General features: G+C 71.6%; 22 protein-coding genes. 10 read left to right on the forward strand and 12 right to left on the reverse strand.

What is annotated here, in order from left to right; all coding sequences use genetic code 11:
* Positions 1 to 72 precede the first annotated feature (72 nt).
* The 5 genes from ACFVU2_RS09355 to ACFVU2_RS09375 are packed head-to-tail and all read left to right on the forward strand — an operon-like array spanning position 73 to position 5,145.
* On the forward strand, positions 73 to 1,161 hold the full coding sequence (locus ACFVU2_RS09355) for an iron chelate uptake ABC transporter family permease subunit (protein ID WP_387873233.1): 1,089 nt from the start codon (positions 73 to 75) through the stop codon (positions 1,159 to 1,161).
* A complete protein-coding gene (locus tag ACFVU2_RS09360) occupies positions 1,158 to 2,237 on the forward strand; it encodes a FecCD family ABC transporter permease (RefSeq protein ID WP_387873235.1) in 1,080 nt (359 codons plus the stop codon). The genes ACFVU2_RS09355 and ACFVU2_RS09360 overlap by 4 nt, the downstream gene beginning before the upstream one ends.
* Positions 2,234 to 3,070 carry an ABC transporter ATP-binding protein gene (locus ACFVU2_RS09365; RefSeq protein ID WP_387873237.1) on the forward strand — a complete coding sequence of 279 codons (837 nt, stop codon included), beginning with the start codon at positions 2,234 to 2,236 and terminating at the stop codon, positions 3,068 to 3,070. Before ACFVU2_RS09360 ends, ACFVU2_RS09365 begins: the two co-directional genes overlap by 4 nt.
* A gap of 59 nt (positions 3,071 to 3,129) precedes the next feature.
* Positions 3,130 to 4,107, forward strand: coding sequence for an ABC transporter substrate-binding protein (locus ACFVU2_RS09370; protein WP_387873239.1), 978 nt, complete (start codon positions 3,130 to 3,132; stop codon positions 4,105 to 4,107).
* A 60-nt stretch (positions 4,108 to 4,167) separates the two neighbouring features.
* Positions 4,168 to 5,145 (forward strand): zinc-binding dehydrogenase, encoded by a 978-nt coding sequence (locus ACFVU2_RS09375; RefSeq protein ID WP_387873240.1) that lies wholly within the window; start codon positions 4,168 to 4,170, stop codon positions 5,143 to 5,145.
* Between the two features lie 28 nt (positions 5,146 to 5,173).
* On the opposite strand, the gene ACFVU2_RS09380 is transcribed toward ACFVU2_RS09375, so the two are convergent.
* From ACFVU2_RS09380 to ACFVU2_RS09395, 4 genes are all read right to left on the reverse strand, one after another.
* Positions 5,174 to 6,490, reverse strand: coding sequence for a M1 family metallopeptidase (locus tag ACFVU2_RS09380; RefSeq protein WP_387873242.1), 1,317 nt, complete (start codon positions 6,488 to 6,490; stop codon positions 5,174 to 5,176).
* Positions 6,487 to 10,437: a Pls/PosA family non-ribosomal peptide synthetase gene (locus ACFVU2_RS09385; protein WP_387873244.1), complete on the reverse strand. Its 3,951-nt coding sequence runs from the start codon at positions 10,435 to 10,437 to the stop codon at positions 6,487 to 6,489. The genes ACFVU2_RS09380 and ACFVU2_RS09385 overlap by 4 nt, the downstream gene beginning before the upstream one ends.
* Positions 10,438 to 10,481: 44 nt before the next feature.
* On the reverse strand, positions 10,482 to 10,856 hold the full coding sequence (locus ACFVU2_RS09390; protein WP_387873246.1) for a hypothetical protein: 375 nt from the start codon (positions 10,854 to 10,856) through the stop codon (positions 10,482 to 10,484).
* A 66-nt stretch (positions 10,857 to 10,922) separates the two neighbouring features.
* Positions 10,923 to 11,402, reverse strand: a complete 480-nt coding sequence (locus ACFVU2_RS09395) for an NUDIX domain-containing protein (RefSeq protein WP_387873248.1) — start codon at positions 11,400 to 11,402, stop codon at positions 10,923 to 10,925.
* Between the two features lie 50 nt (positions 11,403 to 11,452).
* Between ACFVU2_RS09395 and ACFVU2_RS09400 the strand changes: the two genes are divergently transcribed.
* Positions 11,453 to 11,911: an NUDIX domain-containing protein gene (locus ACFVU2_RS09400; protein WP_387873250.1), complete on the forward strand. Its 459-nt coding sequence runs from the start codon at positions 11,453 to 11,455 to the stop codon at positions 11,909 to 11,911.
* Positions 11,912 to 11,937: 26 nt separating this feature from the next.
* Here ACFVU2_RS09400 and ACFVU2_RS09405 read toward each other — a convergent pair whose 3' ends face one another.
* A complete protein-coding gene (locus ACFVU2_RS09405; protein WP_387873251.1) occupies positions 11,938 to 12,273 on the reverse strand; it encodes a hypothetical protein in 336 nt (111 codons plus the stop codon).
* A gap of 110 nt (positions 12,274 to 12,383) precedes the next feature.
* Here ACFVU2_RS09405 and ACFVU2_RS09410 point away from each other — a divergent pair, with 110 nt between their 5' ends.
* Both ACFVU2_RS09410 and ACFVU2_RS09415 read left to right on the forward strand, forming a co-directional pair.
* Complete coding sequence (locus ACFVU2_RS09410) at positions 12,384 to 14,087, forward strand: bifunctional 3'-5' exonuclease/DNA polymerase (RefSeq protein ID WP_387873253.1); 1,704 nt, start codon at positions 12,384 to 12,386, stop codon at positions 14,085 to 14,087.
* Positions 14,088 to 14,153: 66 nt separating this feature from the next.
* A complete protein-coding gene (locus tag ACFVU2_RS09415; RefSeq protein ID WP_387873254.1) occupies positions 14,154 to 15,002 on the forward strand; it encodes a DUF1684 domain-containing protein in 849 nt (282 codons plus the stop codon).
* A 10-nt stretch (positions 15,003 to 15,012) separates the two neighbouring features.
* Here the strand turns inward: ACFVU2_RS09415 and ACFVU2_RS09420 are convergent, their stop codons facing one another.
* Positions 15,013 to 15,579 (reverse strand): PadR family transcriptional regulator, encoded by a 567-nt coding sequence (locus tag ACFVU2_RS09420; protein WP_387873256.1) that lies wholly within the window; start codon positions 15,577 to 15,579, stop codon positions 15,013 to 15,015.
* 190 nt (positions 15,580 to 15,769) lie between these two features.
* Between ACFVU2_RS09420 and ACFVU2_RS09425 the strand changes: the two genes are divergently transcribed.
* A complete protein-coding gene (locus ACFVU2_RS09425; RefSeq protein WP_387873257.1) occupies positions 15,770 to 16,273 on the forward strand; it encodes a DUF3145 domain-containing protein in 504 nt (167 codons plus the stop codon).
* Positions 16,274 to 16,418: 145 nt separating this feature from the next.
* Here the strand turns inward: ACFVU2_RS09425 and ACFVU2_RS09430 are convergent, their stop codons facing one another.
* From ACFVU2_RS09430 to aceE, 6 genes are all read right to left on the reverse strand, one after another.
* Positions 16,419 to 17,654: a beta-ketoacyl-[acyl-carrier-protein] synthase family protein gene (locus tag ACFVU2_RS09430; RefSeq protein WP_387873259.1), complete on the reverse strand. Its 1,236-nt coding sequence runs from the start codon at positions 17,652 to 17,654 to the stop codon at positions 16,419 to 16,421.
* A gap of 111 nt (positions 17,655 to 17,765) precedes the next feature.
* Positions 17,766 to 18,017, reverse strand: a complete 252-nt coding sequence (locus ACFVU2_RS09435) for an acyl carrier protein (RefSeq protein WP_021765217.1) — start codon at positions 18,015 to 18,017, stop codon at positions 17,766 to 17,768.
* Between the two features lie 55 nt (positions 18,018 to 18,072).
* Positions 18,073 to 19,077 carry a beta-ketoacyl-ACP synthase III gene (locus tag ACFVU2_RS09440; RefSeq protein WP_387873262.1) on the reverse strand — a complete coding sequence of 335 codons (1,005 nt, stop codon included), beginning with the start codon at positions 19,075 to 19,077 and terminating at the stop codon, positions 18,073 to 18,075.
* Positions 19,078 to 19,087: 10 nt separating this feature from the next.
* Positions 19,088 to 20,008 (reverse strand): ACP S-malonyltransferase, encoded by a 921-nt coding sequence (locus ACFVU2_RS09445; RefSeq protein WP_387873263.1) that lies wholly within the window; start codon positions 20,006 to 20,008, stop codon positions 19,088 to 19,090.
* Between the two features lie 86 nt (positions 20,009 to 20,094).
* Positions 20,095 to 21,303 (reverse strand): PucR family transcriptional regulator, encoded by a 1,209-nt coding sequence (locus tag ACFVU2_RS09450; RefSeq protein WP_387873265.1) that lies wholly within the window; start codon positions 21,301 to 21,303, stop codon positions 20,095 to 20,097.
* A gap of 8 nt (positions 21,304 to 21,311) precedes the next feature.
* A complete protein-coding gene (gene aceE, locus ACFVU2_RS09455; RefSeq protein ID WP_387873266.1) occupies positions 21,312 to 24,038 on the reverse strand; it encodes a pyruvate dehydrogenase (acetyl-transferring), homodimeric type in 2,727 nt (908 codons plus the stop codon).
* Positions 24,039 to 24,263: 225 nt separating this feature from the next.
* On the opposite strand from aceE, the gene ACFVU2_RS09460 reads away from it, so the two are divergent.
* Positions 24,264 to 24,737, forward strand: a complete 474-nt coding sequence (locus ACFVU2_RS09460; RefSeq protein WP_387873267.1) for a peroxiredoxin — start codon at positions 24,264 to 24,266, stop codon at positions 24,735 to 24,737.
* The last annotated feature ends 25 nt before the right edge of the window (positions 24,738 to 24,762 follow it).

Raw genomic sequence — 24,762 nt, forward strand, 5'->3', positions numbered from 1 at the left:
CTGGCCCACTTTGGTTAGCCTTACCTAAGTAGCTTGGCCAGCCTCCCGACGACGCCCCTCAGAAAGTCCTCCGTGCCCGCTCGCGCCCCGCTCGCCCCGTCCCCGTCGCGGCGCACACGCACCGCGCGGCCCGAGCGTACGACGCGGCCGGAACGCACGACGCGGCCCCTGACGTGGCGGCTCGGCTGGCTGCTCGTCGCCATCGCCCTCCTCGTGATCCTGCTCGGGGCGAGCATCGCCATCGGCGCGAAGGCGATCCCGCTCGACCACGTGCTGCCCGCCCTGCTCGGCCAGGGCCGATCGGACGACGAGCTCGTGATCACGGGTCTCCGCGTGCCGCGCACGCTCCTCGGCCTGCTCGCCGGTGCCGCGCTGGGCGTGGCGGGCGGGGTGATCCAGGCGTTCACCCGCAACCCGCTCGCCGACCCGGGCATCCTGGGCGTCAACGCCGGGGCCGCCCTCGCCGTGACGGTCGGCGTCGCACTGCTCGGGATGCGCGACATCGGCCAGTACCTCTGGCTCGCGCTGCTGGGGGCGGTCGTCGCCACCGTGGTCGTCTCCCTCATCGGGATGAGCGCACGCGAGGGCGCGACCGCGTTGCGGATGACCCTCGCGGGGATCGGTGTGGCGGCCGTGCTCGGCGGCATCACCTCCGCCATCCAGCTCCTGAACCCGACCGCCTTCCAGCGCATGCTCGGCTGGTCGGCCGGCAGTCTCGTCGCCCAGCCGCTGCAGGCGGCACTGATCGTCTCCCCGGTCGTCCTCGCCGGGCTGGTGGTCGCCGCGATCGCCACGCGCGGGCTCAACGCGCTCGCGCTCGGCGACGATCTCGCCGCCTCCCTCGGCAGCCGCGCCGCCGTGACCCGCACGCTCGCCGTCGTCGCCGTGACCCTCCTCGCGGGCGGGGCGACGGCCGCCGTCGGACCGATCGCCTTCGTCGGCCTGATGATCCCGCACGTCGCCCGCGCCATCGTGGGCCCCGACCAGCGCTGGATCCTGGCCTACTCGATCGTGCTCGGCCCGGTGCTGCTCCTCGGCGCGGACATCCTGGGCCGGATCGTGATGAGCCCCGCCGAGCTGCCGGTCGGCCTGGTGACCGCGTTCGTCGGGGCTCCGGTGCTGATCGTGCTGGTCCGCCGATCCCGGGCGGTGGCGCTGTGAGCACGAGACCGCACGTGACGGGCGTGCCCGAGCGCAGCGTGGCCTTCGGCCGTCGCCAGGTCGTGGTGCGTCGCGGCCGGACGTCCTTCCGCGTGCCGCGCCGGACGGTCGTGACCGTCGTCGTGCTCGCGGCCCTCGCGGTGGCGATCGGTCTGCTCTCGCTCGCGACGGGGTCGTACGGCCTCGGCCTCGGCCAGGTCGTCGGCGCGCTGACCGGGCGCGAGTCCGGCATCGTGCACACGATCGTCGTCGAGTGGCGTCTGCCGCGCGTCCTGGTGGCTGCCCTGTTCGGCCTGGCCCTGGGCGCTGCGGGAGCGATCTTCCAGTCGCTCACCCGCAACCCGCTCGGCAGCCCCGACATCATCGGCTTCGACACCGGCGCCTACACCGGCGCGCTCATCGTCATGCTCGGGCTGCACGCCGGATCGTCCCTCGCCGTCACGGGGGGAGCGATCGCCGGCGGCCTCGTGACCGCGGGCGTGGTCTACGCGCTCGCCTACCGGCGCGGGATGCAGGGCTTCCGGCTCATCGTGGTCGGCATCGGCGTGACCGCCATGCTGACCTCGGTCAACACGTGGATGCTGCTGCACGCCGACACGATGGAGGCGATCGGCGCGGCGTTCTGGGGCGCCGGATCGCTCGAGCGCGCCGGCTACCCCCAGCTGCTCCTCGCGTGCGAGATCTTCGTGATCCTGTTCCCCTGCGCGGCCCTGCTGGCCCGCGGTCTCGGGATGCTGGAGCTCGGCGACGACGCCGGCGCCCAGCTCGGCGTCTCCGTCGAGCGCACACGCCTGGCCGCGACCATCGTGGGCGTCGCCCTGAGCGCGACCGTCACCTCCCTCGCCGGGCCGATCGCGTTCATCGCATTGAGCGCCCCGCAGATCGCGCGCAGGCTCGCCGGCACCGCGGGCGTCACGCTCGGGGTGTCGGCGGCGACGGGAGCGGTCCTGCTCCTCGCCGCCGACTGGGTCGCGCAGCATGCCCTGCCGTCCGCCGTCCCCGTCGGACTCGTCACCGTCGTGCTCGGCGGCGGCTACTTCGTCTGGCTCCTGATCGCGGAAGGGCGACGCCGATGACCGCAACCACCCCGCCCGACGCACCGCTGGCCGTATCGGGTGCGACGCTCGGCTATGACGGGCGCACCATCTCGCATGACCTGAACGTCGCCATCCCGGACGGGTCGTTCACGGTGATCGTCGGGCCGAACGCGTGCGGCAAGTCCACGCTGCTCCGCGGTCTCGCGCGACTGCTGCGCCCGACGGCCGGGCAGGTGCTGCTCGACGGGCGCGACATCCACGCCTACCGCACCAAGGAGGTCGCCCGCCGTCTCGGGCTGCTCCCGCAGTCCTCCCTCGCCCCGGACGGCATCACGGTCGCCGACCTCGTGGCCCGTGGCCGCCACCCGCACCAGAACGCGTTCCGCACCTGGAGCCGGGACGACGAGGCCGCGGTGGCGGCGGCCCTCGAGGCCACGAACGTGACCGAGCTCTCCGGCCGCCGGGTCGACGAGCTGTCGGGCGGTCAGCGGCAGCGGGTCTGGGTGGCGCTCGCCCTCGCGCAGCAGACGGGGATCCTGCTGCTGGACGAGCCCACCACCTTCCTCGACATCGCCCACCAGTTCGAGCTGCTGGAACTGTTCCACGAACTCAACCTGGAGGGGCGCACCCTCGTCGCCGTGCTGCACGACCTCAATCAGGCCAGCCGCTATGCGACCCACATCATCGCCATGAACGACGGCCGCATCGTCGCCCAGGGGGCACCGGCGGACGTCGTGACGGCCGACCTCGTCCACGACGTGTTCGGACTGCCCGCGCACGTCCTGCCCGATCCCGTCTCCGGCACTCCGCTCGTCGTGCCGCTCGGCCCGCCCGGCCGCGTGTTCGCCGCCCGCGCGACCGACGCGCGCTGACCATCCTCACCTGACCTGCACCTTCCCCCTCCCTGCTCCACCGACCGATCGAAGGACCCATGACACAGCACCCCCACCGTCGTCCCCGCCTCCGCCGCGCCGCCCTCGCCTTCACCGGCGCCGCACTCGCGCTGGCCCTCGCCGCCTGCAGCGCCCCGGCCACCGGCGACGCCGGCAGCAGCGCGCAGACCCGCAGCGTCTCGACGCCCGAGGGCGAGGTCACGATCCCAGTCCACCCGACGCGCATCGTCTCCGTGCACTCCTGGACCACGGAGTCGCTGCTCGACTTCGACGTGGCTCCCGTCGGCGTCGAGAACAGCGGCGAGCAGTACGTGCCCGGGCGCTACCTGACCGACTGGAAGAAGACCGACAAGGTCACGGACGGCGGCACCATCGACTACGAGAAGATCGCCGCGCTGAAGCCGGACCTGATCGTCGGCGTGGACGTGCCGTACCTGAAGGACGCCTACTCGAAGCTCTCCGCCATCGCTCCGACGGCGTTCGCTCCGTTCGACGACGACTCGACCTGGCAGGACTACCCGAAGTACACGGCCGACTTCGCCGGCGCGACCGCCCAGTACGACGCGCTGAAGAAGAAGTACGACGCCCGGGTCGCCTCCGTCTCGTCGACCTATGCGACCCAGCTCGCGAGCGTGAAGTGGGACGTCATCCAGGGCGGCTTCGACGCCGGCAACTACTGGATCTACAGCGACACCTCCCCGGTCGGCGCCATCCTGAAAGAGCTCGGCGCGCAGTTCGCATCCGCGTCCGCCGCGACGAAGGCCGGCGAGAACCAGTCCGTCTCGTACGAGAAGACCGACCTGCTGACGGACGCGGACGCGCTGATCTACTACACGAACAACGACGGCACCCCGGCCAACAACATCGACAAGCTCTTCGCCCTGCAGAGCTACCAGGATCTGCCCGCCGTGAGCGGTGGTCACGCGGTCGGCACCCCCGACTTCCTGCCCGGCTCGTACTCGGACGCCCTCGGAGTGATCGACGCGGTCGAGAAGAACCTGAAGACCTTCCAGTAGACGGACAGGGCGCGCGGCCTAGGCTGGGATGGACCTGTCCCCTCGAGCCAAGGAGCTTCCATGCGCGCTCTCGTCCAGCACGAATTCGGTGACCCTGCCCGGGTCCTCGGTGTGGAGGAGCGGCCGCTCCCGGCGCCGGGGCCCGGGCAGGTGCGCGTGCGCACTGTGCTCTCGCCCATCCACAACCACGACCTGTGGACGGCGCGCGGCACGTACGGCTTCAAGCCCGAGCTTCCTGCGCAGGCGGGAACCGAGGCCGTCGGCGTGGTCGACGCCCTCGGCGAGGGCGTCGAGTCGCCCGCGGTCGGCCAGCGCGTCGTCACGGGCGGCACGTTCGGCGTGTGGAGCGAGTACTTCGTCGCGCACGCCGCGGGCCTCATCCCCGTTCCCGACGCGCTCGACGACGAGACCGCGTCCCAGCTCGTCGCCATGCCGTTCAGCGCCCTCAGCCTGCTCGACTACCTCGAGGTGGAGCCGGGCGACTGGATCATCCAGAACGCGGCGAACGGCGCCGTCGGCCGCCTGCTCGCGCAGTTCGCGGCCACCCGCGGCGTGAACGTCGTCGGGCTGGTGCGCCGGGAGGCCGACGTGAAGGTGCTCGCCGAGACGGGAATCGGCAACGTGGTCGCGACCGCGCACGCCGACTGGCGGACCCACGTCGCCGAGATCACGGGCGGCGCACCGATCTCCGCCGCCGTGGACTCGGTGGGCGGCGAGTCGAGCGGCGACCTGCTCCACCTGCTCGCCGAGGGCGGCACCCTCGTCTCGTTCGGCGCGATGGGATCCGACACCATGTCGATCTCGTCCGGCGACGTGATCTTCAAGCAGGCGACCGTCAAAGGCTTCTGGGGCAGCAAGGTCAGCGCCGCGATGGCGTCCGACAAGCGGCGCGCCCTGTTCGGCGAGCTGATCCAGGCCGCCGTGACCGGAGCCATCACGCTGCCGGTCGCGGGCGTGTACCTGTTCGACGACATCCACGACGCCGTCCACGCCAGCGACCGTCAGGGCCGCGTCGGCAAGGTGCTTCTGAAGCCGTAGTCCGGGGGCGTCCCCCCGACGCCGTCGCTCAGGCGGAGAGCGACGGCAGGCGCGTCTGGCGCAGCCACGCGTCGAAGAAGTCGTCGAGCGGCTCGTCCGAGTACGGCGCAGCGAACGCCTCGAACGTCGCCGTGTCCACGGTGCCGAAGCGGTGCCCGCCGCACCAGTCACGCAGCAGGGCGAAGAACCGCTCGTCGCCGATCCGCTTGCGCAGGGCATGCAGCGTGCACGCGCCGCGCTTGTAGACCCGGTCGTCGAACATCGTGTCGGGGCCCGGGTCGGCGAGCACCAGGTCGTGCGCCTTCAGGCGCAGGATCGCGTGGTGCGTGCGCGCGAGGGTGTTCGCCGACGGCCCGCCGGACGCCTCCGACCAGATCCACTCGGCGTAGCACGCGAATCCCTCGTTCAGCCAGATGTCGCGCCAGCTCGCCAGCCCCACGCTGTTGCCGAACCACTGGTGGGCGAGCTCGTGGGCGATCAGGCGCTCCGAGCCGCCGCGGCCGTCGACGTGCGATTCGCCGAAGGTCGCCATCGCCTGCGCTTCGAGCGGGATCTCGAGCGCGTCCTCGGTCACCACGACCGTGTACGAGGGGAAGGGGTAGGGCCCGAAGCGCTCCTGGAAGCAGTCGAGCATCCGCGAGAGCGGTGCGAAGTCGGCCAGCACCCGCCGGGCGAGGGACCCCGGGTACGCGAGCACGACCTCCACGTCGCCCGTGCGCCGGGGCTCGAGCGTGTACCGGCCGATCTGCACGGCCGCCAGATAGGTTGCGGTCGGTTCCGGCCGCTCGAAGAGCCACATGCCGCGGCCCGCGCTCACCCGGTGCTCGATCAGCTCGCCCGTCGCGACCACGGTGTAGGCCGCCTCGGTCGTGATCCGGATGCGGTACGACGCCTTGTCCGACGGCCGGTCGTTGCACGGGAACCAGGTCGGGGCGCCGGAGGGCTGGGCCGCCACGATCACGCCGTCGGTGAGCTCCTCCCAGCCGAGCGTGCCCCACCGGGTGCGCCGGGGGGCGGGGGAGCCGTCGTAGACGACCTCCACCTGGAACTCGCTGCCGGCCTCGATCGGCGTGGCCGGCGCGATACGCAGATGGGTCGCGTTCTGCGAGTGCTTCGTCCGCTTCTCCCCGGCGAGCCGCACCTTCTTCGCCCGCAGATGCACGAGGTCGAGCACGATCGCCGTCAGCCGTGTCTCGGCGCGGGCGGTGATGACCGCGACGCCCTCCAGGCGGTTGTTCGCGACGCGGTAGTCCAGCGTCAGGTCGTACGAGACCACCGCGTAGTCGTCGGTGCCCGAGCGGGGGAGGTAGACGTGGGGAGCCGAGGCGGCGAGGGCGCCGCTCATCGGGCCGCCCGCGTCTGGTATTGCCGCACCACGACCTCGCGCCACGGGCCGATCGGGTTGCCGCTCCAGCGGCTGCCCGTCGGCACGGTCTCGCCGCGCATGACCAGGGAGGCGGGTCCCACCGTCGCCTCCGCACCGATCGCGGCCGCCGGGAGGATGACGCTGTGCGGCCCGAGGGTCCCGCCGCGTTCGATGATGACCTCGTCCATGCTCATGATTCGATCATGGAACAGGTGCGTCTGCACGACGCAACCCCGGTTGACCGTCGTCGCGTCGCCCAGCGAGACCAGGTCGGCCTCCGGGAGCCAGTAGCTGTCGATCCACACGCCGTGCCCGATCCGGGCGCCCAGACTGCGCAACCACCAGACGAGCGCCGGGGTGCCGGCGGCCGCCCAGGCGAACCAGGGAGCCGCGACCATCTCGGTGAAGGTGTCGGAGACCTCGCTGCGCCAGATGAACGACGACCACAGCGGATGCTCGCCCGCACGCAGGCGCCCGAGGAGGGCCCACTTCGCGGCGGAGCTGATCGCCGCCGCGCCCGCCCCGGCGGCGAGCAGCACCGGCCCGCTGAGCAGGACCGCCCACCAGAGGCCCCACGCCTCGACGATGGCACCCAGCCCGAGCAGGACCCCGAGCCCGATCGCGCACGTGACGAGCACCGGCACGATGCGCAGCAGCTCCCAGGTGGTCCGGGCGACGCGGAGGCCCAGCGAGGGGGCGTACGTGCGCGAGAGATCGGCCTCCTGCGGTCGACGTCGCAGCTTGACCGGCGGGGAGCCCAGCCAGGACGATCCGGCCTTCGCCTTGCGCGGCGCGACCGAGAGCACGGCCACGAGACCGTCGCGGGGTACGCGGTTGCCGCCGCCCGCCATCCCGGAGTTGCCGAGGAAGGCCCGCTCGCCGATCTCCACCCGGGCGATGCGCACGTACCCGCCGCCGAGCTCGTACGAGGCGACGAGCGTGTCGTCGGCGAGGAACGCACCGTCGCGGATGCGCGTCATCGCGGGCAGCAGCAGTACGGTCGACGCCTCGACGTCCGTGCCGACCCGGGCGCCGAGCATCCGCAGCCAGACGGGCGTGAACAGGCTCGCGTATAGCGGGAAGAGGATGGTGCGGGCCATGTCGAGCAGTCGCTCGGTCGACCAGACCTGCCAGCCGACGCGGCTGCGCACGGCGTGCACGCCCTCCTCCACGCCGATCCCGAGCAGCCGGACGAACAGCACGACCAAGGCGGCGAGGACGACGCCGGCGACGAGGGTGCCCGGCACGAGCGCCGCGAAGGCGCGGGCGGCGACCTCGGCCATGTCGGAGGCGCCCCGGACGACCGCGGCGAGGACGAGCGCTCCGGCGGCGAACGCCACCGCCGGCGCGAGGGAGACGACGAGCGACCCCGCCGCGTACGCGAACACCCAGCGGGTGCGCCGCGGCGGCCGCTCCTTCGGCCACCACTCGTGCGACCGGCCGACGCGCACGGCGGGGGATCCCGCCCACGTCTGACCCGCGGGGACCCGCCCGAAGACGGCCGAGCCCGGGGCCACTGTCGCTCCGCGCCCGATCTTCGCACCGGGCATCAGCGAGCTCCGTGCACCCACCGAGCTCCCGGCCCCGATCCGGAGCTCGCCGATGCGCACGAGGTCCCCGTCGATCCAGTACCCGGCCAGGTCGACCTCGGGCTCGATGGAGGCGCCGGCGCCGATGCGCAGCATCCCGGTCACCGGAGGGAGCGTGTGCAGGTCGACCCCGGGGCCGATCTTCGCGCCGAGCGCCCGGGCGTAGTAGCTGATCCACGGGGCTCCGGCGAGGCTCGCGGCCCCGATCTGGTGCGCCACCTGCTCGGCGAGCCACAGGCGCAGGTGCACACCTCCGCCGCGCGGGTAGTCGCCGGGCTTCACCCCGGCGAGCAGCAGACGCGCGGCGACGACCGCGATGGCCATGCGCCCCCACGGCGTCACGAAGACGATCAGGCCGACGATGAGCCAGGGCAGGTTCACCTCCGGGAGCGCATCGAACCCGCCGAACGGACGCAGGATGGCGGAGGCCGTCAGCAGGTAGATCAGCCAGCGCACGCCGTTGAGGATGAACAGCGGGAGTCCCAGCACGGTCTGCAGGATCTGCATCCGCCGCGGCGTGCGCGGCACGACGTGGGTCGACGCCGCCGAGGGCGACGGAGAGCTCTCCGCGAGCGCCTGTGCCATCGCCGCGAACCGGGGATGCGCGTACACATCGGCGACACTGATGTCGGGGTGCCGCCGGCGCACCAGCGAGACGAGCTGGGCGGCGGCGAGCGACCCTCCGCCGAGGTCGAAGAAGTTGTCGTCCGGCCCGCTCACGGGCAGCCCGAGCACGCTGCGCCAATCGGCGGCCAGGAGCTCGGCGACGGGATCGTCGCCGACCGGGGAGGCCGCGTCCGCGGAGTCCTCCAGCGGCCAGGGCAGCGCGGCCCTGTCGACCTTGCCGGAGGTCCGCACTGGGAGGTCGTCGACGACCGCCAGCAGCGGAACGAGGGCCGCCGGCAGCTCCTCCCGCAGCTGCTGCAGCGCCAGCGCCCGGTCGAACGCCTCGCGCTCCGGCACCGCGAGGTAGCCGACCAGGATGTCGTTCCCGGCCGCGCTCCGGCGCACGGCGGCCGCGGCTCCGGAGACGCCGGGCAGCGCCTGCAGCGCGGCCTCCACCTCGCCGAGCTCGATGCGGCGTCCGCCGACCTTGACCTGGTCGTCGGCACGGCCCAGGTAGAACAGGCCGTCCGGGTCGAAGCGGACCAGATCGCCGCTGCGGTAGGCGCGGTCCCAGCCGAGGGTCGGCATGGGCGCGTACTTCTCGGCGTCCTTGGCCGGATCGAGGTAGCGGGCGAGACCAACGCCGCCGATCACCAGCTCGCCGCTCTCGCCGTCGCCCACCGGGTTGCCCTCGGCATCGACGACCGCCAGGTCCCACCCGTCGAGCGGGAGGCCGATCCGCACCGGCTCACCCGCCGTGAGAGCGGTGCCGCAGGCCACGACGGTGGCCTCGGTCGGGCCGTAGGTGTTCCAGACCTCGCGCCCGTCGACCGCCAGGCGGTTCACGAGCTCGGGCGGGCACGACTCGCCGCCGAAGATCAGCAGGCGCACGTTGTCGAGCGCCTCCGGCGGCCACAGCGCGGCCAGCGTCGGCACGGTCGAGACGACGGTGATGCGGTGCGCCTCCAGCCACGGCCCGAGGTCCATGCCGGTCCGCACGAGCGAGCGCGGCGCCGGCACCAGGCAGGCGCCGTGGCCCCACGCGAGCCACATCTCCTCGCACGAGGCGTCGAACGCGACCGAGAGGCCGGCGAGCACGCGGTCCTGCGCGCCGATCGGCTCGTCCGTCAGGAAGATGCGCGCCTCGGCGTCGACGAAGGCCGCCGCCGACCGGTGCCGGACCGCGACGCCCTTCGGCGTCCCCGTCGAGCCGGAGGTGAAGATGATCCAGGCGTCGTCGTCGGGCGTCGGCGGGTCGATCAGGGGCACCGAGGACGTGCTGGGGTGCGGCACGCTGGCGTCGAAGAGTGCGACGGCGCTCTCGTAGCCGCTCGCCCGGTACCCCTCGTCGCCGATGACCCCGCGCACGGCGGCCTCGCCGAAGACCAGGTCCGCGCGCTCCTGCGGGTCGTCGGCGTCGACCGGCACGTAGGCGGCGCGCGCGGCGAGGATCGACAGGATGGCGAGGTACAGCTCCCGGGTCCCCGAGGTCATGCGCACGCCCACCCGGTCGCCGGGGCGCACGCCGGCCTGGCGCAGCCGGCCCGCCGTGGCGAGCACGATCGCCAGCAGCTCCCGGTACGACAGCGCGCCGCGGGCGTCCTCGATGGCGGACGCCTCGGGGTCCTCGGTCACCGAGGCCCGCAGGATGTCGATGAGGGTGCGCGGAGCCGGGGCGAGCGCGGAGCGCAGCAGCAGGCCGGGAGCGGCGGATCCGTCGGGGTCAGTCACGGGCGTTCACGCTAGGCCGATACGGTTACCGGCCGGTGAACGGCTCAGCCTTCGCCGAGCGCGTGCAGCAGCTGCGCCTTGTTCATGCGCGAGTACCCCTGGATGCCCTGCGCCTTCGCGCGGTCGCGCAGCCCGTGGAAGGTGGGGATGCCCGTGGACGGAGCCGCGGCGGTGCCGCCGGCGGAGGCGGGCTCCGCCTGCGCTGTGCGGGCCGCCTTCTCGGCCTTCTCGGTCCTCTCCGTGCGCTTGACCGCCTTCTTCGCGTCCTTCGCGGCCTGCTCCAGCCGGGCCGACAGCTCCTCGGCCTCTTTGCGGGAGCGTTTGTCGAGCTTCTTCACCGCCCGCTCCGCCTCGTCCACGGCGGCCCGGGCGGCGACCAGCGCCCGTTCCGCGTCCTTCTCCGCCTTCTTCGTGCTCACGGCTCCTCCTTGCGCGTTCCGGGTACCGGACAGCCCTGTCGCGCTCACCATACGTCCACTCGGGGGTCATGCGCCCTCCCCAGTCGCGAGAACTTCGCGGAGCGCGTCCAGAATGGGCCGCTGGCCCTTCGTCAGTTTCGCGGCGGCGACGTCGAGCGGGAACCATCCCGCCGCGTCGATCTCGGGAAAGCTCTGCGTGCGACCGGAGTGCGGCGGCCATTCGAGGTCGAACGTGTTGCTGCGCACGTCCGCGAGGTCGAACCCGGGCGCCGCACCGGCGAACACGACGATCACCTTGCCGGAGGTCCGGAAGTCGCCCAGCGGCACATAGGCGGCGTCCGGCGACGGCACCCCCATCTCCTCGGCGAACTCGCGCCGGGCTGCGGCGAGCTCGTCCTGGTCTCCTTCCTCGACCAGACCCTTCGGCAGCGACCACGCCCCGTCGTCCTTCCGTGCCCAGAACGGGCCGCCCATGTGTCCCAGCCAGACCTCCGGACCGGCGGGGGAGGAGCGGTGCAGGAGGAGCGCGGCGCTGCGGACGGTCATACTGCGACCCTACGTCCGCATCCCCTCCATCAGGCGGCTAACGTGGAACCGTGAACTCAGGTGACGCGTGGGTGGAAGGCCCCCAGGGCGAACGCTTCTGGGGACGGTTCGGTGCCGCCGGGCTGCTGGTGCACGATCTCGGCCGCGGGATCCTGCTGCAGCACCGCGCGGACTGGAGCCACTTCGGCGGCACCTGGGGCCTCCCGGGCGGCGCGCGTCACGAGGGGGAGAGTGCGGTCGACGGAGCGCTGCGCGAGGCCCACGAAGAGGCGGACGTGCCGCCGGACGCGGTGCGGGTGCTCTTCGAGAGCGTGCTCGACCTCGGGTTCTGGTCGTACACGACGGTCGTCACGCAGGCGGTGCGCCCGTTCGAGGCGCGCATGGCCGACGTGGAGAGCATCGAGCTCCGCTGGGTGCCGGTGGAGCAGGTCGCCGATCTTCCGCTGCATCCCGGCTTCGGCGCGTCGTGGCCGGAGCTGCGGGCGCGGTTGTCCGGCCGCGCGGACTGACCGGCGTTCCGCGTCCTCGACGCGCGTCAGGAGGCGAGGCGCGGCCAGAGCAGCGCGCCCGCCACGTCCTCGCAGCCGGCGGGCAGGCTCACGAACGCGGCGGCTCCGGGGTACGCGGCCTGGCCCGGATAGCCGGGAGCACCGGGATACCCCGGGTCGCCGCGGTAGCGGTGGCCGTCCTCGGTGAAAATCCGGTCGCCTCGCACCGTGCCCAGGTAGCCGCCGCCCGGGGTCACGACGTCGTCGTCGTCCCACGGGAACCAGCCGATCCAGTCGCCGTCGGGGTTGAACAGGTACCGCCCGCGCGGGTCGCTGCGGAACGCTATCCAGACTCCCTGACTGTCGTGCAGATATACGGTCATCGTCGATCGCCTTTCGGGTCGGCATCGTCGTTGGATGAATTATCCTCATGATCCGTCGACTCGGCAAGCGACGCGCGGAGGATGTCGTCCGCTCACCCGACAATGGGAGGGTGCACATCGTCCTCGAACGCGTCGGTCGCGACGCGATCCGCGCCCACCCCTCACCGGGCGGCGACGCGGGCGAGGCGATCGCGCTCACCGACGCCGAGCTGCCCGCCTACGTGGCCAGGAAGGAAGCCGGGAACGAGCGCGGCCCGGCGGACGGCGAGCGGCCGCGCTGGGTCTGGAGCGACACCCGCGCCTGGTATCCGGCGCTGCTGTCCGCCGGGGTCCGCGTCGAGCGCTGCATCGACCTGACCCTGTCGCACACGATCCTGCGCAACTCGTCGCTGAGCGCCGCATCCACCCTCGCCACGGCGCCGTCCGGCCCGTGGGACGCCGCGTCGGTGCTCGACGAGGCGCCCGAGCCGACGCACTCCGCGCTCTTCGACCTCGACACCGGTCACACCGACGGCGACGCCGCGTCGTCGGCCCTCGCGGAGTTCGCCGCTCAGCAGGACGCCGTGGCCGGCAGCGCCGATCCCGGCCGGCTGCGCCTGCTGCTGGCCGCCGAGTCCGCCGGTGCCCTCATCGCCGCGGAGATGCGCTTCTGCGGCCTCCCGTACAGCGTCGAACGGCACGACGAGCTGCTCACCGGTCTGCTCGGCCCCCGGCCCGCCTACGGCCGGCCGCCGGTCCTCGAAGAGCTGGCGGCGCGGGTCCGCGCCGAGCTCGACGCCCCGGAGCTCAACCCGGACAGCCCGCCGTCGCTGCTGAAGGCGCTGCAACGCGCCGGTCTGCTGGTCGCGTCGACGAGCTCGTGGGAGCTCCGTGAGATCGACCACCCGGTGATCGAGCCGCTACTGCGCTACAAGAAGCTCTCGCGGCTGCTGACCGCCAACGGCTGGACCTGGCTCGAGAGCTGGGTGCACGACGGCCGGTTCCGGCCCGACTACGTGCCCGGCGGCGTCGTCACGGGGCGCTGGGCGACGCGGGGTGGAGGCGCTCTGCAGCTGCCCAAGCAGGTCCGCGGCGCCGTGGTGGCCGATCCGGGGTGGAAGCTCGTCGTTGCGGATGCCGCGCAGCTCGAGCCGCGCATCCTGACCGGGCTGTCGGCCGACACGGCGATGGCCGCGGCGGGCCGGGGCAAGGACCTCTATGCGGGCATCGTCGCCTCCGGTGCGGTCGACGAGCGCGCGCACGCGAAGGTCGCGATGCTCGGCGCCATGTACGGCGCGACCACCGGCGAGAGCGGCCGGCTCATGCCGCGCCTGACCCGGGCCTTCCCGCGGGCGATCCGTCTCGTCGAGGAGGCCGCTCGCGCGGGGGAGCGCGGGGCGGTCGTGACCTCGCGGCTCGGTCGCAGCTCGCCGCCGCCGAGCGGCTCCTGGCGCTCCACCCAGTCGGCCGCCTCCGCCGCCGAGTCGACCGCGGCGGACGAGCGGCGCGCGCGCAGCCAGGCCCGCGACTGGGGCCGGTTCACCCGCAACTTCGTGGTCCAGGCGAGTGCGGCGGAGTGGGCGCTGTGCTGGATGGCCGAGCTGCGCAACCGGCTCACCGCCCTCGCTCCCGGGCGTCCGCTCGCCGAGTCGCCCCACCTGGTCTACTTCCTCCACGACGAGGTGATCGTGCACGCGCCCGCCGAGCTCGCCGAAGCCGCGGCCGTCGCGGTCGAGGAGTCCGCGCGCGGGGCCGGGCGCCTCCTCTTCGGCGCCTTCCCCGTCGACTTCCCGGTGACCGCCGCCATCGTGGACAGCTACGCGGAGGCGAAGTGAGCTCCAGCCGGAATTCCCGGGTGTCGGAGTTGGTTGTCAGAGACGACCTGACCGAGGATGGAGACCATGACTGACACCGCCGCCGCCCCCACCGACCCCGACGCCGTCCTGGCCCGGTACCGCCAGCGCCGCGAGCAGGCGGTGACGGCGCCGCAGGGCAATCTGGCGCTCGTCAACACGCAGTGGATCACCGGCGACCCGGAGGCTCCCGCACAGCCCGTCTGGGGCGTCCCCGGCCTGTGGTCGCCCCTCCCCGCCGGGCAGTCCGGCCTGAAGGTCACAGCGACCGCCGCCGACGGGATCACGGTCGACGGCGTCGTGGTCGACGGCGGGGCGATCGTGCGCGGCAAGGACGACGCGAACCCGAGCGCCATCGTCTTCAGCGACGGCGTGACCGGCTTCGTCATCGCCAGCGAGGAGGGCGACTACGCCCTGCGCGTGTGGGACGCACAGTCCGAGGCGATCCAGGAGTTCGGATCCATCGACGCCTTCCCGTTCAACCGGGAGTGGATCATCCAGGCGGCCTTCACCCCGATCGAGGGCGGCAAGTCCGTCGGGTTCGAGCACCTCAAGGACGACGGCAAGACCCGCGAGATGGTCATCCCGGGCGAGATCACGTTCGCGAAGGACGGCGTGGAGTACAACCTCGCCGCCTTCAAGGCCGGCCGCGCCCTGCAGCTCGTCTTCGCCGACACCACGAACGGCGACAGCACCTACTCGGTCGGGCGCTTCCTGTTCGTCGTCCCGAACGAGGACGGCACGGTCACCCTCGACTTCAACCTCGCCGTCCTGCCGCCCTGCGCGTTCAGCTACAACTTCAACTGCCCGCTGCCGCCGGCGCAGAACCGGTTCGCCGTCGCCATCGAGGCCGGCGAGAAGAACGTCCTGAACAAGGAGGGCGCCCTCCTGCACTGAGGGCGGCTGGTCAGACCGCGTCCCCCGCGGGACGGCGCCCACGGCGCGGACGCTCGGGGGAGCGGGGCTGGAGGAGCACCTCCGGGTGCGAGGCCAGCACGGCGGCGACCTCGTCGAGCCATTCGATGGCGGCGTTCGCACCGAGTTCGGCGGCCCGGTTGGCGGCGAGCAGCGCTCGCGAGTCGGCGTCGTGCGTCAGCTCCCGGATGCGCTCCGCGTACGCCGTACGGTAGTCGGCCACGATCGCGGCCGCGTCCGCTCCGGCGATGGAGGCGGCGAGCAGCACCTGGTCCTGCATCTCGTCCCAGTCGGGCTGGGCGTCGGTCGGGCCCGAGGTGAGCCAGGCCCGCGCCGACGACTCGCCGTCGGCGGTGAGCGCGTAGAGCGGGAGGCCGTCGTCGGTCGTCCCGGCCGGATCGATCAGGCCCTGATCGACCATCCGGTCGAGCGTGGAGTACACCTGCCCGGCGTTGAGCTGCCGCCGATGCGCGGCGCGGGCGAGGAACTCGTTCTGCAGCTGCGAGCCGTACGCGGGGCCTTGCGTCAGCACGGCGAGGAAACCATTCTGAACGGACATACTCGGTATGCTATTCCGCCGATCCCGGCACGGCACGCGGGAATCGCCGAATCACAATCTTGTAACTCCGGCGCGTTGTCCGGCATAATCAGGGGCAGCGGCCCGCTTCGGGCCCGAGAACTTCACACGCAGTCATGACACACCGTTCGTTGGTCGTTGGGGAAGACGCACCAAGCGATCGGAGGAAATCATGACGGGTCACGCAAGTCGAGGAGTGCTCTACGTGCACTCCTCACCTGGCGCGCTCTGCCCCCACATCGAGTGGGCGGCGGGTCGCGCACTGGGTCGCGCCGTGAACTTCACCTGGGAGACGCAGCCCGTGCTCAAGGGCGCCCAGCGCGCCGAGTTCTTCTGGGACGGCCCCCAGGGCACCGGTGCACGCCTGGCGACGGCTCTCCGCGGCTGGGAGCACCTGCGCTTCGAGGTCACCGAAGACGCCGGACTCGGCGCCGACGGCGGCCGGTGGATGCACACCCCCGACCTCGGCGTGTTCTTCGCCCAGACCGACACCGTCGGCAACATGGTCGTGCCCGAGGACCGCATCCGCTACGCCATGGAGCTGGCGGGAGGCAACCCGCAGGAGCTGCAGCGCGAACTGCGGCTGGCGCTCGGTCAGGCGTGGGACGACGAGCTGGAGCCGTTCCGCCATGCACACGACGACACGTCGGTCATCTGGCTGCACAAGGTCGGTTGACGAGCGTGTCGGTTGAGGAGCGCGTCGGATAAGGGTGGCTGTCGACTGAGAGGATCCCGCGGCGGGCCCGGCTGATGCCGCCCGCTGGCGGTGAACGAGAACGCCCCGGTCCACTGGACCGGGGCGTTCTCTCGTTCCTCGCCGATCAGACGGAGCGGAAAGCGACGACGGCGTTGTGGCCGCCGAAGCCGAACGAGTTGCTGATCGCGAGCTGCGGGCCGTCGCCGAGCGGCTGCACCGATCCCGAGACCTGCAGCGGGATGGCCGGGTCCTGCTCGGTCAGGTTGATCGTCGGCGGGGCGACGCGGTCGCGCATCGCGAAGATCGTGAACACGGCTTCGAGGGCGCCGGTGCCGCCGAGCAGGTGGCCGGTCGACGCCTTCGTGGCCGACACCGGGATGGTGTGGACGCGATCGCCGAAGACCTCGCGCAGTGCGACGTACTCCGCCGGGTCGCCGACGGGCGTGCTGGTCGCGTGCGCGTTGATGTGGGTGACCTCGTCGGGCGAGGCGCCGGCCTGCTCGAGCGCCAGGCGCACGGCACGGCTGGCGCCGCGTCCCTCGGGGTCGTTGGCGGTGATGTGGTACGAGTCGGCGGTGACGCCGCCGCCGACGACCTCGGCGTAGATGCGCGCGCCGCGTGCGAGGGCGTGCTCCTCGGTCTCGAGCACCAGCGCGCCGGCGCCCTCGCCCATGACGAAGCCGTCGCGGTCGACGCTGTAGGGGCGGGAGGCGGTCGCGGGGGCGTCGTTGCGGCGCGAGAGCGCCTGCATCGACGAGAACGACGCGATCGTGATCGGGTGGATGGCGGACTCGCTGCCGCCGGCGATGACGATGTCGGCGAGGCCGGCCTGCAGGTGCTCGTACGCGTTGACGAGCGACTCCGTGCTCGACGCGCAGGCGGAGGCGACGGTGCGGGCGAACGCACGGGCCTCGAAGTGCATGGAGATCGCGGCCGATGCGGCGTTGGGCATCAGCATCGGCACGGTCATGGGGAGCACGCGGCGGGGGCCGCGCTCGCGCAGGGTGTCCCACGCGTCGAGCAGGGTCCAGACGCCGCCGATGCCGGTGGCGTAGTCGACGCCGAGACGCTCGGGGACGACGTCGGGGGAGCCCGCGTCGGCCCAGGCCTCCATCGCGGAGACGAGCGCCAGTTGGCTCGACGGGTCGAGACGCTTGGCGACGGGGCGCTCCAGCACGGTCTCCGGGCGTACCTTGGCCTCCGCGGCGAAGGTGACGGGCAGCTCGTACTTCTCGACCCACTCGTGCTCGAGGGAACGGGCGCCGGATTCACCGGCGAGCAGGCCCTGCCAGCTCTCCGGGGCGGTGCCACCGAGCGGGGAGGATGCGCCCACGCCGGTGACGACGATCTTCTTGGTCATAACGACAACTCTCCGTAGTTCGGTACGTCGGGCCCGCGCAGGCGCACGAGCGCTCGCGCGGGCGGCGGCCGATGGGCGCGCCGCCCGCGCGGAGGACGATTCTTGCGGGGTCTAGGCGTCCTGCGCCTTGACGATGAACTCGACCGCGTCGCCGACCGTCTTGAGGTTCTTGACCTCCTCGTCGGGGATCTTGACGTCGAACTTGTCCTCGGCGTTGACCACGATGGTCATCATCGAGATGGAGTCGATGTCGAGGTCGTCCGTGAACGACTTGTCCAGCTCGACCGTGTCGGTCGCGATGCCGGTCTCGTCGTTGATGAGCTCGGCCAGGCCGGCAAGAACTTCTTCGGTGGACAATGCCATGGTGTTTTCTCCTTGAGGGGTGTCGTTTTGACCGTTGATCAGTCTAGGGCAGGGCCTACGGCAGCACGACGACCTGCGCGCCGAAGACCAGACCGGCGCCGAAGCCGATCTGCAGCGCGAGGCCGCCCGAGAGCTCGGGGTGCTCCTGCAGGAGCCGGTGCGTCGCGAGCGGGATGGAGGCGGCCGACGTGTTGCCGGTCGTCTCGATGTCACGAGCGATCGCGACGGTCTCCGGCAGCTTGAGCTGCTTGGCGAACTCGTCGACGATCCGCATGTTCGCCTGGTGCGGGATGAACGCGGCGAGCTGGTCGGGCGTCACACCGGCCGCGTCGAGCGCCTCCTTGGCGACCTTCGCCATCTCCCACACCGCCCAGCGGAAGACCGTCTGGCCCTCCTGGCGCAGGGTCGGCCAGGGCTGCTCGCCGTCGCGGAACTCGGTGAGCGTGTTCGACATGCCGACGGCGTCGGCCTTCGACCCGTCGGAGCCCCAGATGGTCTTGGAGATGCCGGGGAACTCGCTCGGGCCGACGACCACCGCGCCCGCGCCGTCGCCCAGCAGGAACGAGATTGTGCGGTCGGTCGGGTCGACGACGTCCGAGAGCTTCTCGGCTCCGACGACGAGCGCGTAGTGCGCGACGCCGGTGCGGATCAGCGCGTCCGCCTGGGCGATGCCGTAGGCGTAGCCCGCGCAGGCCGCGTTCATGTCGTACGCCGCGGCGGGATTCGCGCCGACGCGGTCGGCGAGTACGGCGGCCAGCGACGGGGTCTGACGCGAGTTGGAGATCGTCGCGACGATGACGGCGTCGATCAGCTGCGGGTCGACGCCGGACTTGGCGATGGCCTCCTTCGAGGCCTCCGTCGCGAGGTCGACCGCGTCGATGTCGTGGCTGGCGCGGGTGCGCGTGACGATGCCGGTGCGCTGGCGGATCCACTCGTCCGACGAGTTGATCGGGCCGACGAGGTCGTCGTTGGGGACCACGAGGTCGCCGCGCGCCGCGCCGATCGAGAGGATGCGGGTGTACTGCGGACCGTGCGACTGCTGCAGGGTGGGGTGGGTCATCCGGGTCCTCCTAGGCGGCCTGGTCGATGAGGTCGAACGCGGCGGGCAGATCGTCCGGCGTCTTGATGGCGACGCTCGGCACGCCTTTCAGGCCGCGCTTGGCGAGGCCGACCAGCGCGCCGGCGGGGGCCACCTCGATGATGCCGGTCACGCCTGCGTCCTGGAAGGCCTGCATCGTGAGGTCCCAGCGGACGGGGGAGGAGACCTGTCCGACGAGCAGGCGGAGGAACTCCGCACCGTCGGTCACCCGGGAGCCGTCCTTGTTGGTCCAGAGCGGCAGTGTCGGGTCCTGCGTGGCGAGCGTCGCGGCGAACGCCTCGAGCGCGGGCACGGCCGGGGCCATGTAGCGGGTGTGGAACGCGCCGGCGACCTGCAGCGGGATGACCCGGGCGCGGGCCGGCGGGTTCTCGCTCAGGGCGGCGAGGGCGTCCAGTGCGCCGGCGACGACGATCTGGCCCGCCCCGTTGTAGTTGGCGGGGGAGAGGCCGAGCGATTCGAGCTGCGCGAGCAGTTCGGTCTCATCGGCGCCGATCACGGCGCTCATGCCGGTGGGGGTCTCTGCCGCAGCGCGTGCCATCGCCGCACCGCGCTCACGGACGAACGCGACGGCGTCGGTCTCGCTCAGCACGTCCGCGCCCGCAGCCGCCGTCAGCTCGCCGACCGAGTGCCCGGCGATGCCGCCGACCTTCTCACGGCGTCCGTCGGCGAGGAGCGCCGACAGGGTCAGCAGCCCGGCGGAGACGATGAGCGGCTGCGCCACCGCGGTGTCGCGGATGGTTTCGGCATCGCTCACGGTGCCGTGGGCGACCAGGTCGATGCCCACCGCGTCGGAGATTCCGGTCAACTGGTCGCGGAACGCCGACTCCGTCAACCACGGGTCGAGGAATCCGGGGGTCTGGGAGCCCTGGCCCGGGCACACGATCACAATCACTTGACTTAGTCTGCCAATCTTCCGCCGCGCGGATGTGTCGAATGGATACGAAGTATCGGTAAAAGCTTTGTGGGAGTCTACAAGCGCTACGAGCGGCGCGCTGCCTCGGGCTCGTTGATCGAGCCCACGATGAGCGCCGCCTGCAGGATGAGCGCCTCGCGCGCGCCGGTCGCATCCCACCCGATCACCTCGGAGACGCGCTTCAAGCGGTACCGCACGGTGTTGGGGTGCACGAACAGCTCGCGCGCCGTCGCCTCGAGCGAGCGCCCGTTGTCGAGGTAGCACCAGAGGGTGGTCAGCAGCTCGGCGGAGTAGGCCTGCAGCGGCTTGTAGATCCGGCTGATCAGGGTCGTCCGCGCCAGGCCGTCGCCCGCGAGTGCGCGCTCGGGGAGCAGATCGTCCGCGTGGACCGGGCGCGGGCAGTTGCGCCACGCCTTCGCCACGGCGAACCCGGCGAGGGCGGCCTTCGCGCTCTTCGACGCGTCGACGAGGCTCGAGACCTCGTGGCCGAGCACCAGGTGCCCCTGGCCGAACTCCGGCTCCAGCTGCTGGGCGATCTCGAGGAAGCTGACGGCCGGTGTCGCGCCGATCGCGTCCTCCGGGACGCTGTCGCTGGGCCACGCGCGCCCGATCACCAGTACGAGACGACTGCCCTGCACTCCGATCAGCACATCCGCGGACATGTGCCGGGCGGTGCGCCGCAGCTGATCCACGTCGAGCATGCGCGGGGCGGTGCCGACGAGCACGCTCACCTCGCCGTGCCCGTGCCAGCCGAGCGCGGCGATCCGGCTCGGGAGCTCGTCGTCGTACTCGCCGGTCAGGATGCTGTCGACGACCAGCGCCTCGAGCCGCGCGTCCCACAGGCCGCGCGCCTCGGCGGCGCGCGCGTAGACGTCCGCCGCCGCGAAGGCGATCTCGCGCGAGTAGAGAAGGATCGCCTCCCGCAGCGCCTCGCCGCCGGCGACCTTCACGCGCTCCTCGACCACCTCGACGGTGATCTTGATCAGCTGGAGGGTCTGCTGGAGGCTGACGCTCCGGAGCAGCTCACGAGGAGCCGCCCCGAAGACGTCGGCCGCGATCCAGGGTGTCGAGCGCGGGTCGTCGAACCACGAGATGAACGACGAGATGCCGGCCTGCGCGACAAGCCCGACCGCACTGCGGCGGCCGGGCGGCATGTCGCGATACCAGGGGAGCGTGTCCTCGAGCCGCTTGAGCGTGGTCGTGGCGAGCTCGCCCGAGATCTTGCGCAGCCACGCAAGAGTCTCGGCCTTGGTCCTCTCGACTTGCTTCGGCACGGGGGTCGTCAGGACTCGCCGCCCGCGCTGCCGGTAGTGCCGGCGTTGACGTCGTGCAGCAGGTACTTCTCGATCGCCCAGGCCGGCGCGTTCGGGTCCACCTGGCCACGGGCTGCGAGCAGCTCGAGGGTGCGGACGACGAGCGAGGGACCGTCGATCTTGAAGAACCGGCGCGCGGCGGCGCGGGTGTCCGAGAAGCCGAAGCCGTCGGCGCCGAGCGTGGCGAACTCACCGGGCACGAACGGACGGATCTGGTCCGGCACGGCGTGCATGAAGTCGGTCACGGCGACGAACGGACCATCGGAGCCCTCGAGCTTGCGGGTGACGTACGGCACCTGCTTCTCCTGCTGGGGGTAGAGGAAGTTGTGCTCCTCGGCCGCCAGACCGTCGCGGCGCAGCTCGCCCCACGAGGTGACGCTCCAGACGTCCGCCGACACGCCCCAGTCCTGTGCGAGCAGGTGCTGGGCCTCCAGCGCCCACGGCACCGACACACCCGAGGCGAGCAGCTGGGCCTTGGGTCCGGCGACGTCGGACGTGCTGAGCTTGTGGATTCCGCGGACGATGCCGTCCACATCCACGCCCTCCGGCTCGGCCGGCTGCACGATCGGCTCGTTGTAGACCGTCAGGTAGTACATGACGTTCGGGTCCGGGTGGTTGCCGCCGTACATGCGCTCGAGGCCGGCGCGCACGATGTGCCCGATCTCGTAGCCGTAGGCCGGGTCGTACGAGAGCACGGCCGGGTTGGTCGAGGAGAGCAGCAGCGAGTGGCCGTCGGCGTGCTGCAGGCCCTCACCCGTGAGGGTGGTGCGGCCCGCGGTCGCGCCGATCATGAAGCCGCGCGCCATCTGGTCGCCGGCCGCCCACATCGCGTCGCCGGTGCGCTGGAACCCGAACATCGAGTAGAAGACGTAGACCGGGATGAGCGGCTCGCCCTGCGTCGCGTACGAGGTGCCCACGTTGGTGAACGCCGCGAGGGCGCCCGCCTCGTTGATGCCCACGTGGATGATCTGGCCCTGCGGGCTCTCCTTGTAGGCCAGGAGCAGCTCGCGGTCGACCGACGTGTAGTGCTGGCCGTTCGGGTTGTAGATCTTCGCGTTCGGGAAGAACGCGTCCATGCCGAAGGTGCGCGCCTCGTCCGGGATGATCGGGACGATCCGGTGGCCGAAGTCCTTCGCGCGCAGCAGATCCTTCAGCAGTCGAACGAACGCCATGGTGGTGGCGATCTCCTGCGTGCCGGAACCCTTCTTGGCGATGGCGTACGCCGAGTCGTCCGGGAGGTTCAGCTGGGTGTACTTCGAGCGGCGCTCCGGCAGGTAGCCGCCGAGTGCGCGGCGACGGTCGTGCAGGTACTGGATCGCCTCGTCCTGCGGTCCCGGGTTGTAGTACGGGGGCAGGTAGGGGTTCTCCTCGAGCTGCGCGTCGGTCACCGGGATGCGCATCGCGTCGCGGAACGTCTTCAGGTTGTCCAGCGTCATCTTCTTCATCTGGTGGGTCGCGTTGCGGCCCTCGAAGCTCGGACCGAGGCCGTAGCCCTTGATGGTCTTGGCGATGATGACGGTGGGCTGGCCCTTGTGCTCGACGGCCGCCTTGAAGGCCGCGTAGACCTTGCGGTAGTCGTGGCCGCCGCGCTTGAGGCCCCACACCTCGTCGTCGGTGAAGTCCTCGACGAGCTTGAGGGTGCGCGGGTCGCGACCGAAGAAGTTCTCGCGCACGTAGGCGCCGTTCTCGGTCTTGTAGGTCTGGTAGTCGCCGTCCGGCGTCTGGTTCATCAGGTTGACCAGCGCGCCATCCGCGTCGCGGGCGAGCAGGTCGTCCCACTCGCGGCCCCAGATGACCTTGATGACGTTCCAGCCGGCACCGCGGAAGTAGCTCTCGAGCTCCTGGATGATCTTGCCGTTGCCGCGCACCGGGCCGTCGAGGCGCTGGAGGTTGGCGTTGATGACGAAGGTCAGGTTGTCGAGCTTCTCGTTCGCCGCCACCTGCAGCTGGCCGCGGGACTCGACCTCGTCCATCTCGCCGTCGCCCAGGAACGCCCAGACGTGCTGGTCGGAGGCGTCCTTGATGCCGCGGTTGGTGACGTACTTGTTGAGCTGGGCCTGGTAGATCGCGTTGATCGGGCCGAGACCCATCGACACCGTCGGGAACTGCCAGAAGTCGGGCATGAGGCGCGGGTGCGGGTACGACGAGAGGCCGCCGCCGGCGTGCGACTTCTCCTGGCGGAAGCCGTCGAGCTGGTCGCCGCTGAGGCGGCCCTCGAGGAACGCGCGGGCGTAGGTGCCGGGGGAGGCGTGGCCCTGGATGAAGATCTGGTCTCCGCCGCCGGGGTGGTCCTGGCCGCGGAAGAAGTGGTTGAACCCGACTTCGTAGAGGGCCGCGCTCGACGCGTAGGTCGAGATGTGGCCGCCGACGGCGATGCCGGGTCGCTGCGCACGGTGCACGAGCACGGCCGCGTTCCACCGGATCCACCGGCGGTAGCGGCGCTCGATCTCCTCGTCGCCGGGGAACTCCGGCTCGTTCTCGGGAGAGATGGTGTTGATGTAGTCCGTTGTCGGGACCATCGGAACACCGAGGTGCAGTTCTTTGGAGCGCTTGAGCAGGCTCAGCATGATCTCACGAGCACGCTCGTGGCCGTGAGCCGCAACCAGTGCGTCGAGGGATTCCTGCCATTCGGCGGTCTCCTCCGGGTCCGAGTCGATGTTGTTCACCGAGTACGGGTCCTGGTCGTTTACAGTCACCCTCGACCTCTTTCTTGTGTCGGATGGATCGTGGACGGCTCGCACCGCTGTCGGTTCACGACAAAGGGGCGGGCACCATCGTTCAGCCTAGCCTCACTCCGGGCCTCCTCGTGACCGCGTCCTTGGCACTCGGAGCGGACGGGTCTAGGCTGTCTCCTCGTGCGCTTGCGCGAGGCTCCGCTCCTGCGAGGGCGACGCGGGCGACGAAAGGACGAAACACACCTCATGGCTCTGGAGAACGACACCCAGGCTCCCGACTTCGAGCTCCTCAACCAGCACGGTCAGCCCGTGCGGCTCTCGGACTTCCGCGGCCGCAAAGCGGTCGCGCTGGTCTTCTTCCCCCTCGCGTTCTCCGGGACGTGCACAGGCGAGCTCTGCGCGCTGCGCGACAACCTCGCGCTGTTCGACGACCACCGCGTCGAGCTCATCGGCATCTCGGTCGACTCGAAGTTCACCCTGCGCGCCTGGGCCGAGCAGGAGGGCTACGACTTCAGCCTGCTCGCCGACTTCTGGCCGCACGGCGAGATCGCCAAGGAGTACGGCGTCTTCCTCCCCGAGAAGGGCTTCGCCAACCGCGCGACCTTCCTGATCGACGAGTCGGGCATCATCCGCGCCTCCTTCATCACCGCGCCGGGCGAGGCCCGTTCCATCGACGCCTACCGCGCCGCGTTGGATCAGCTGCCCGTCCGCGTCGGCTGACGCCGCAGCCTTCGCTAAACTGGGG

It is taken from the genome of Leifsonia sp. NPDC058194, assembly GCF_042883605.1.
In the GTDB taxonomy this organism is placed as follows: Bacteria; Actinomycetota; Actinomycetes; order Actinomycetales; family Microbacteriaceae; genus Leifsonia.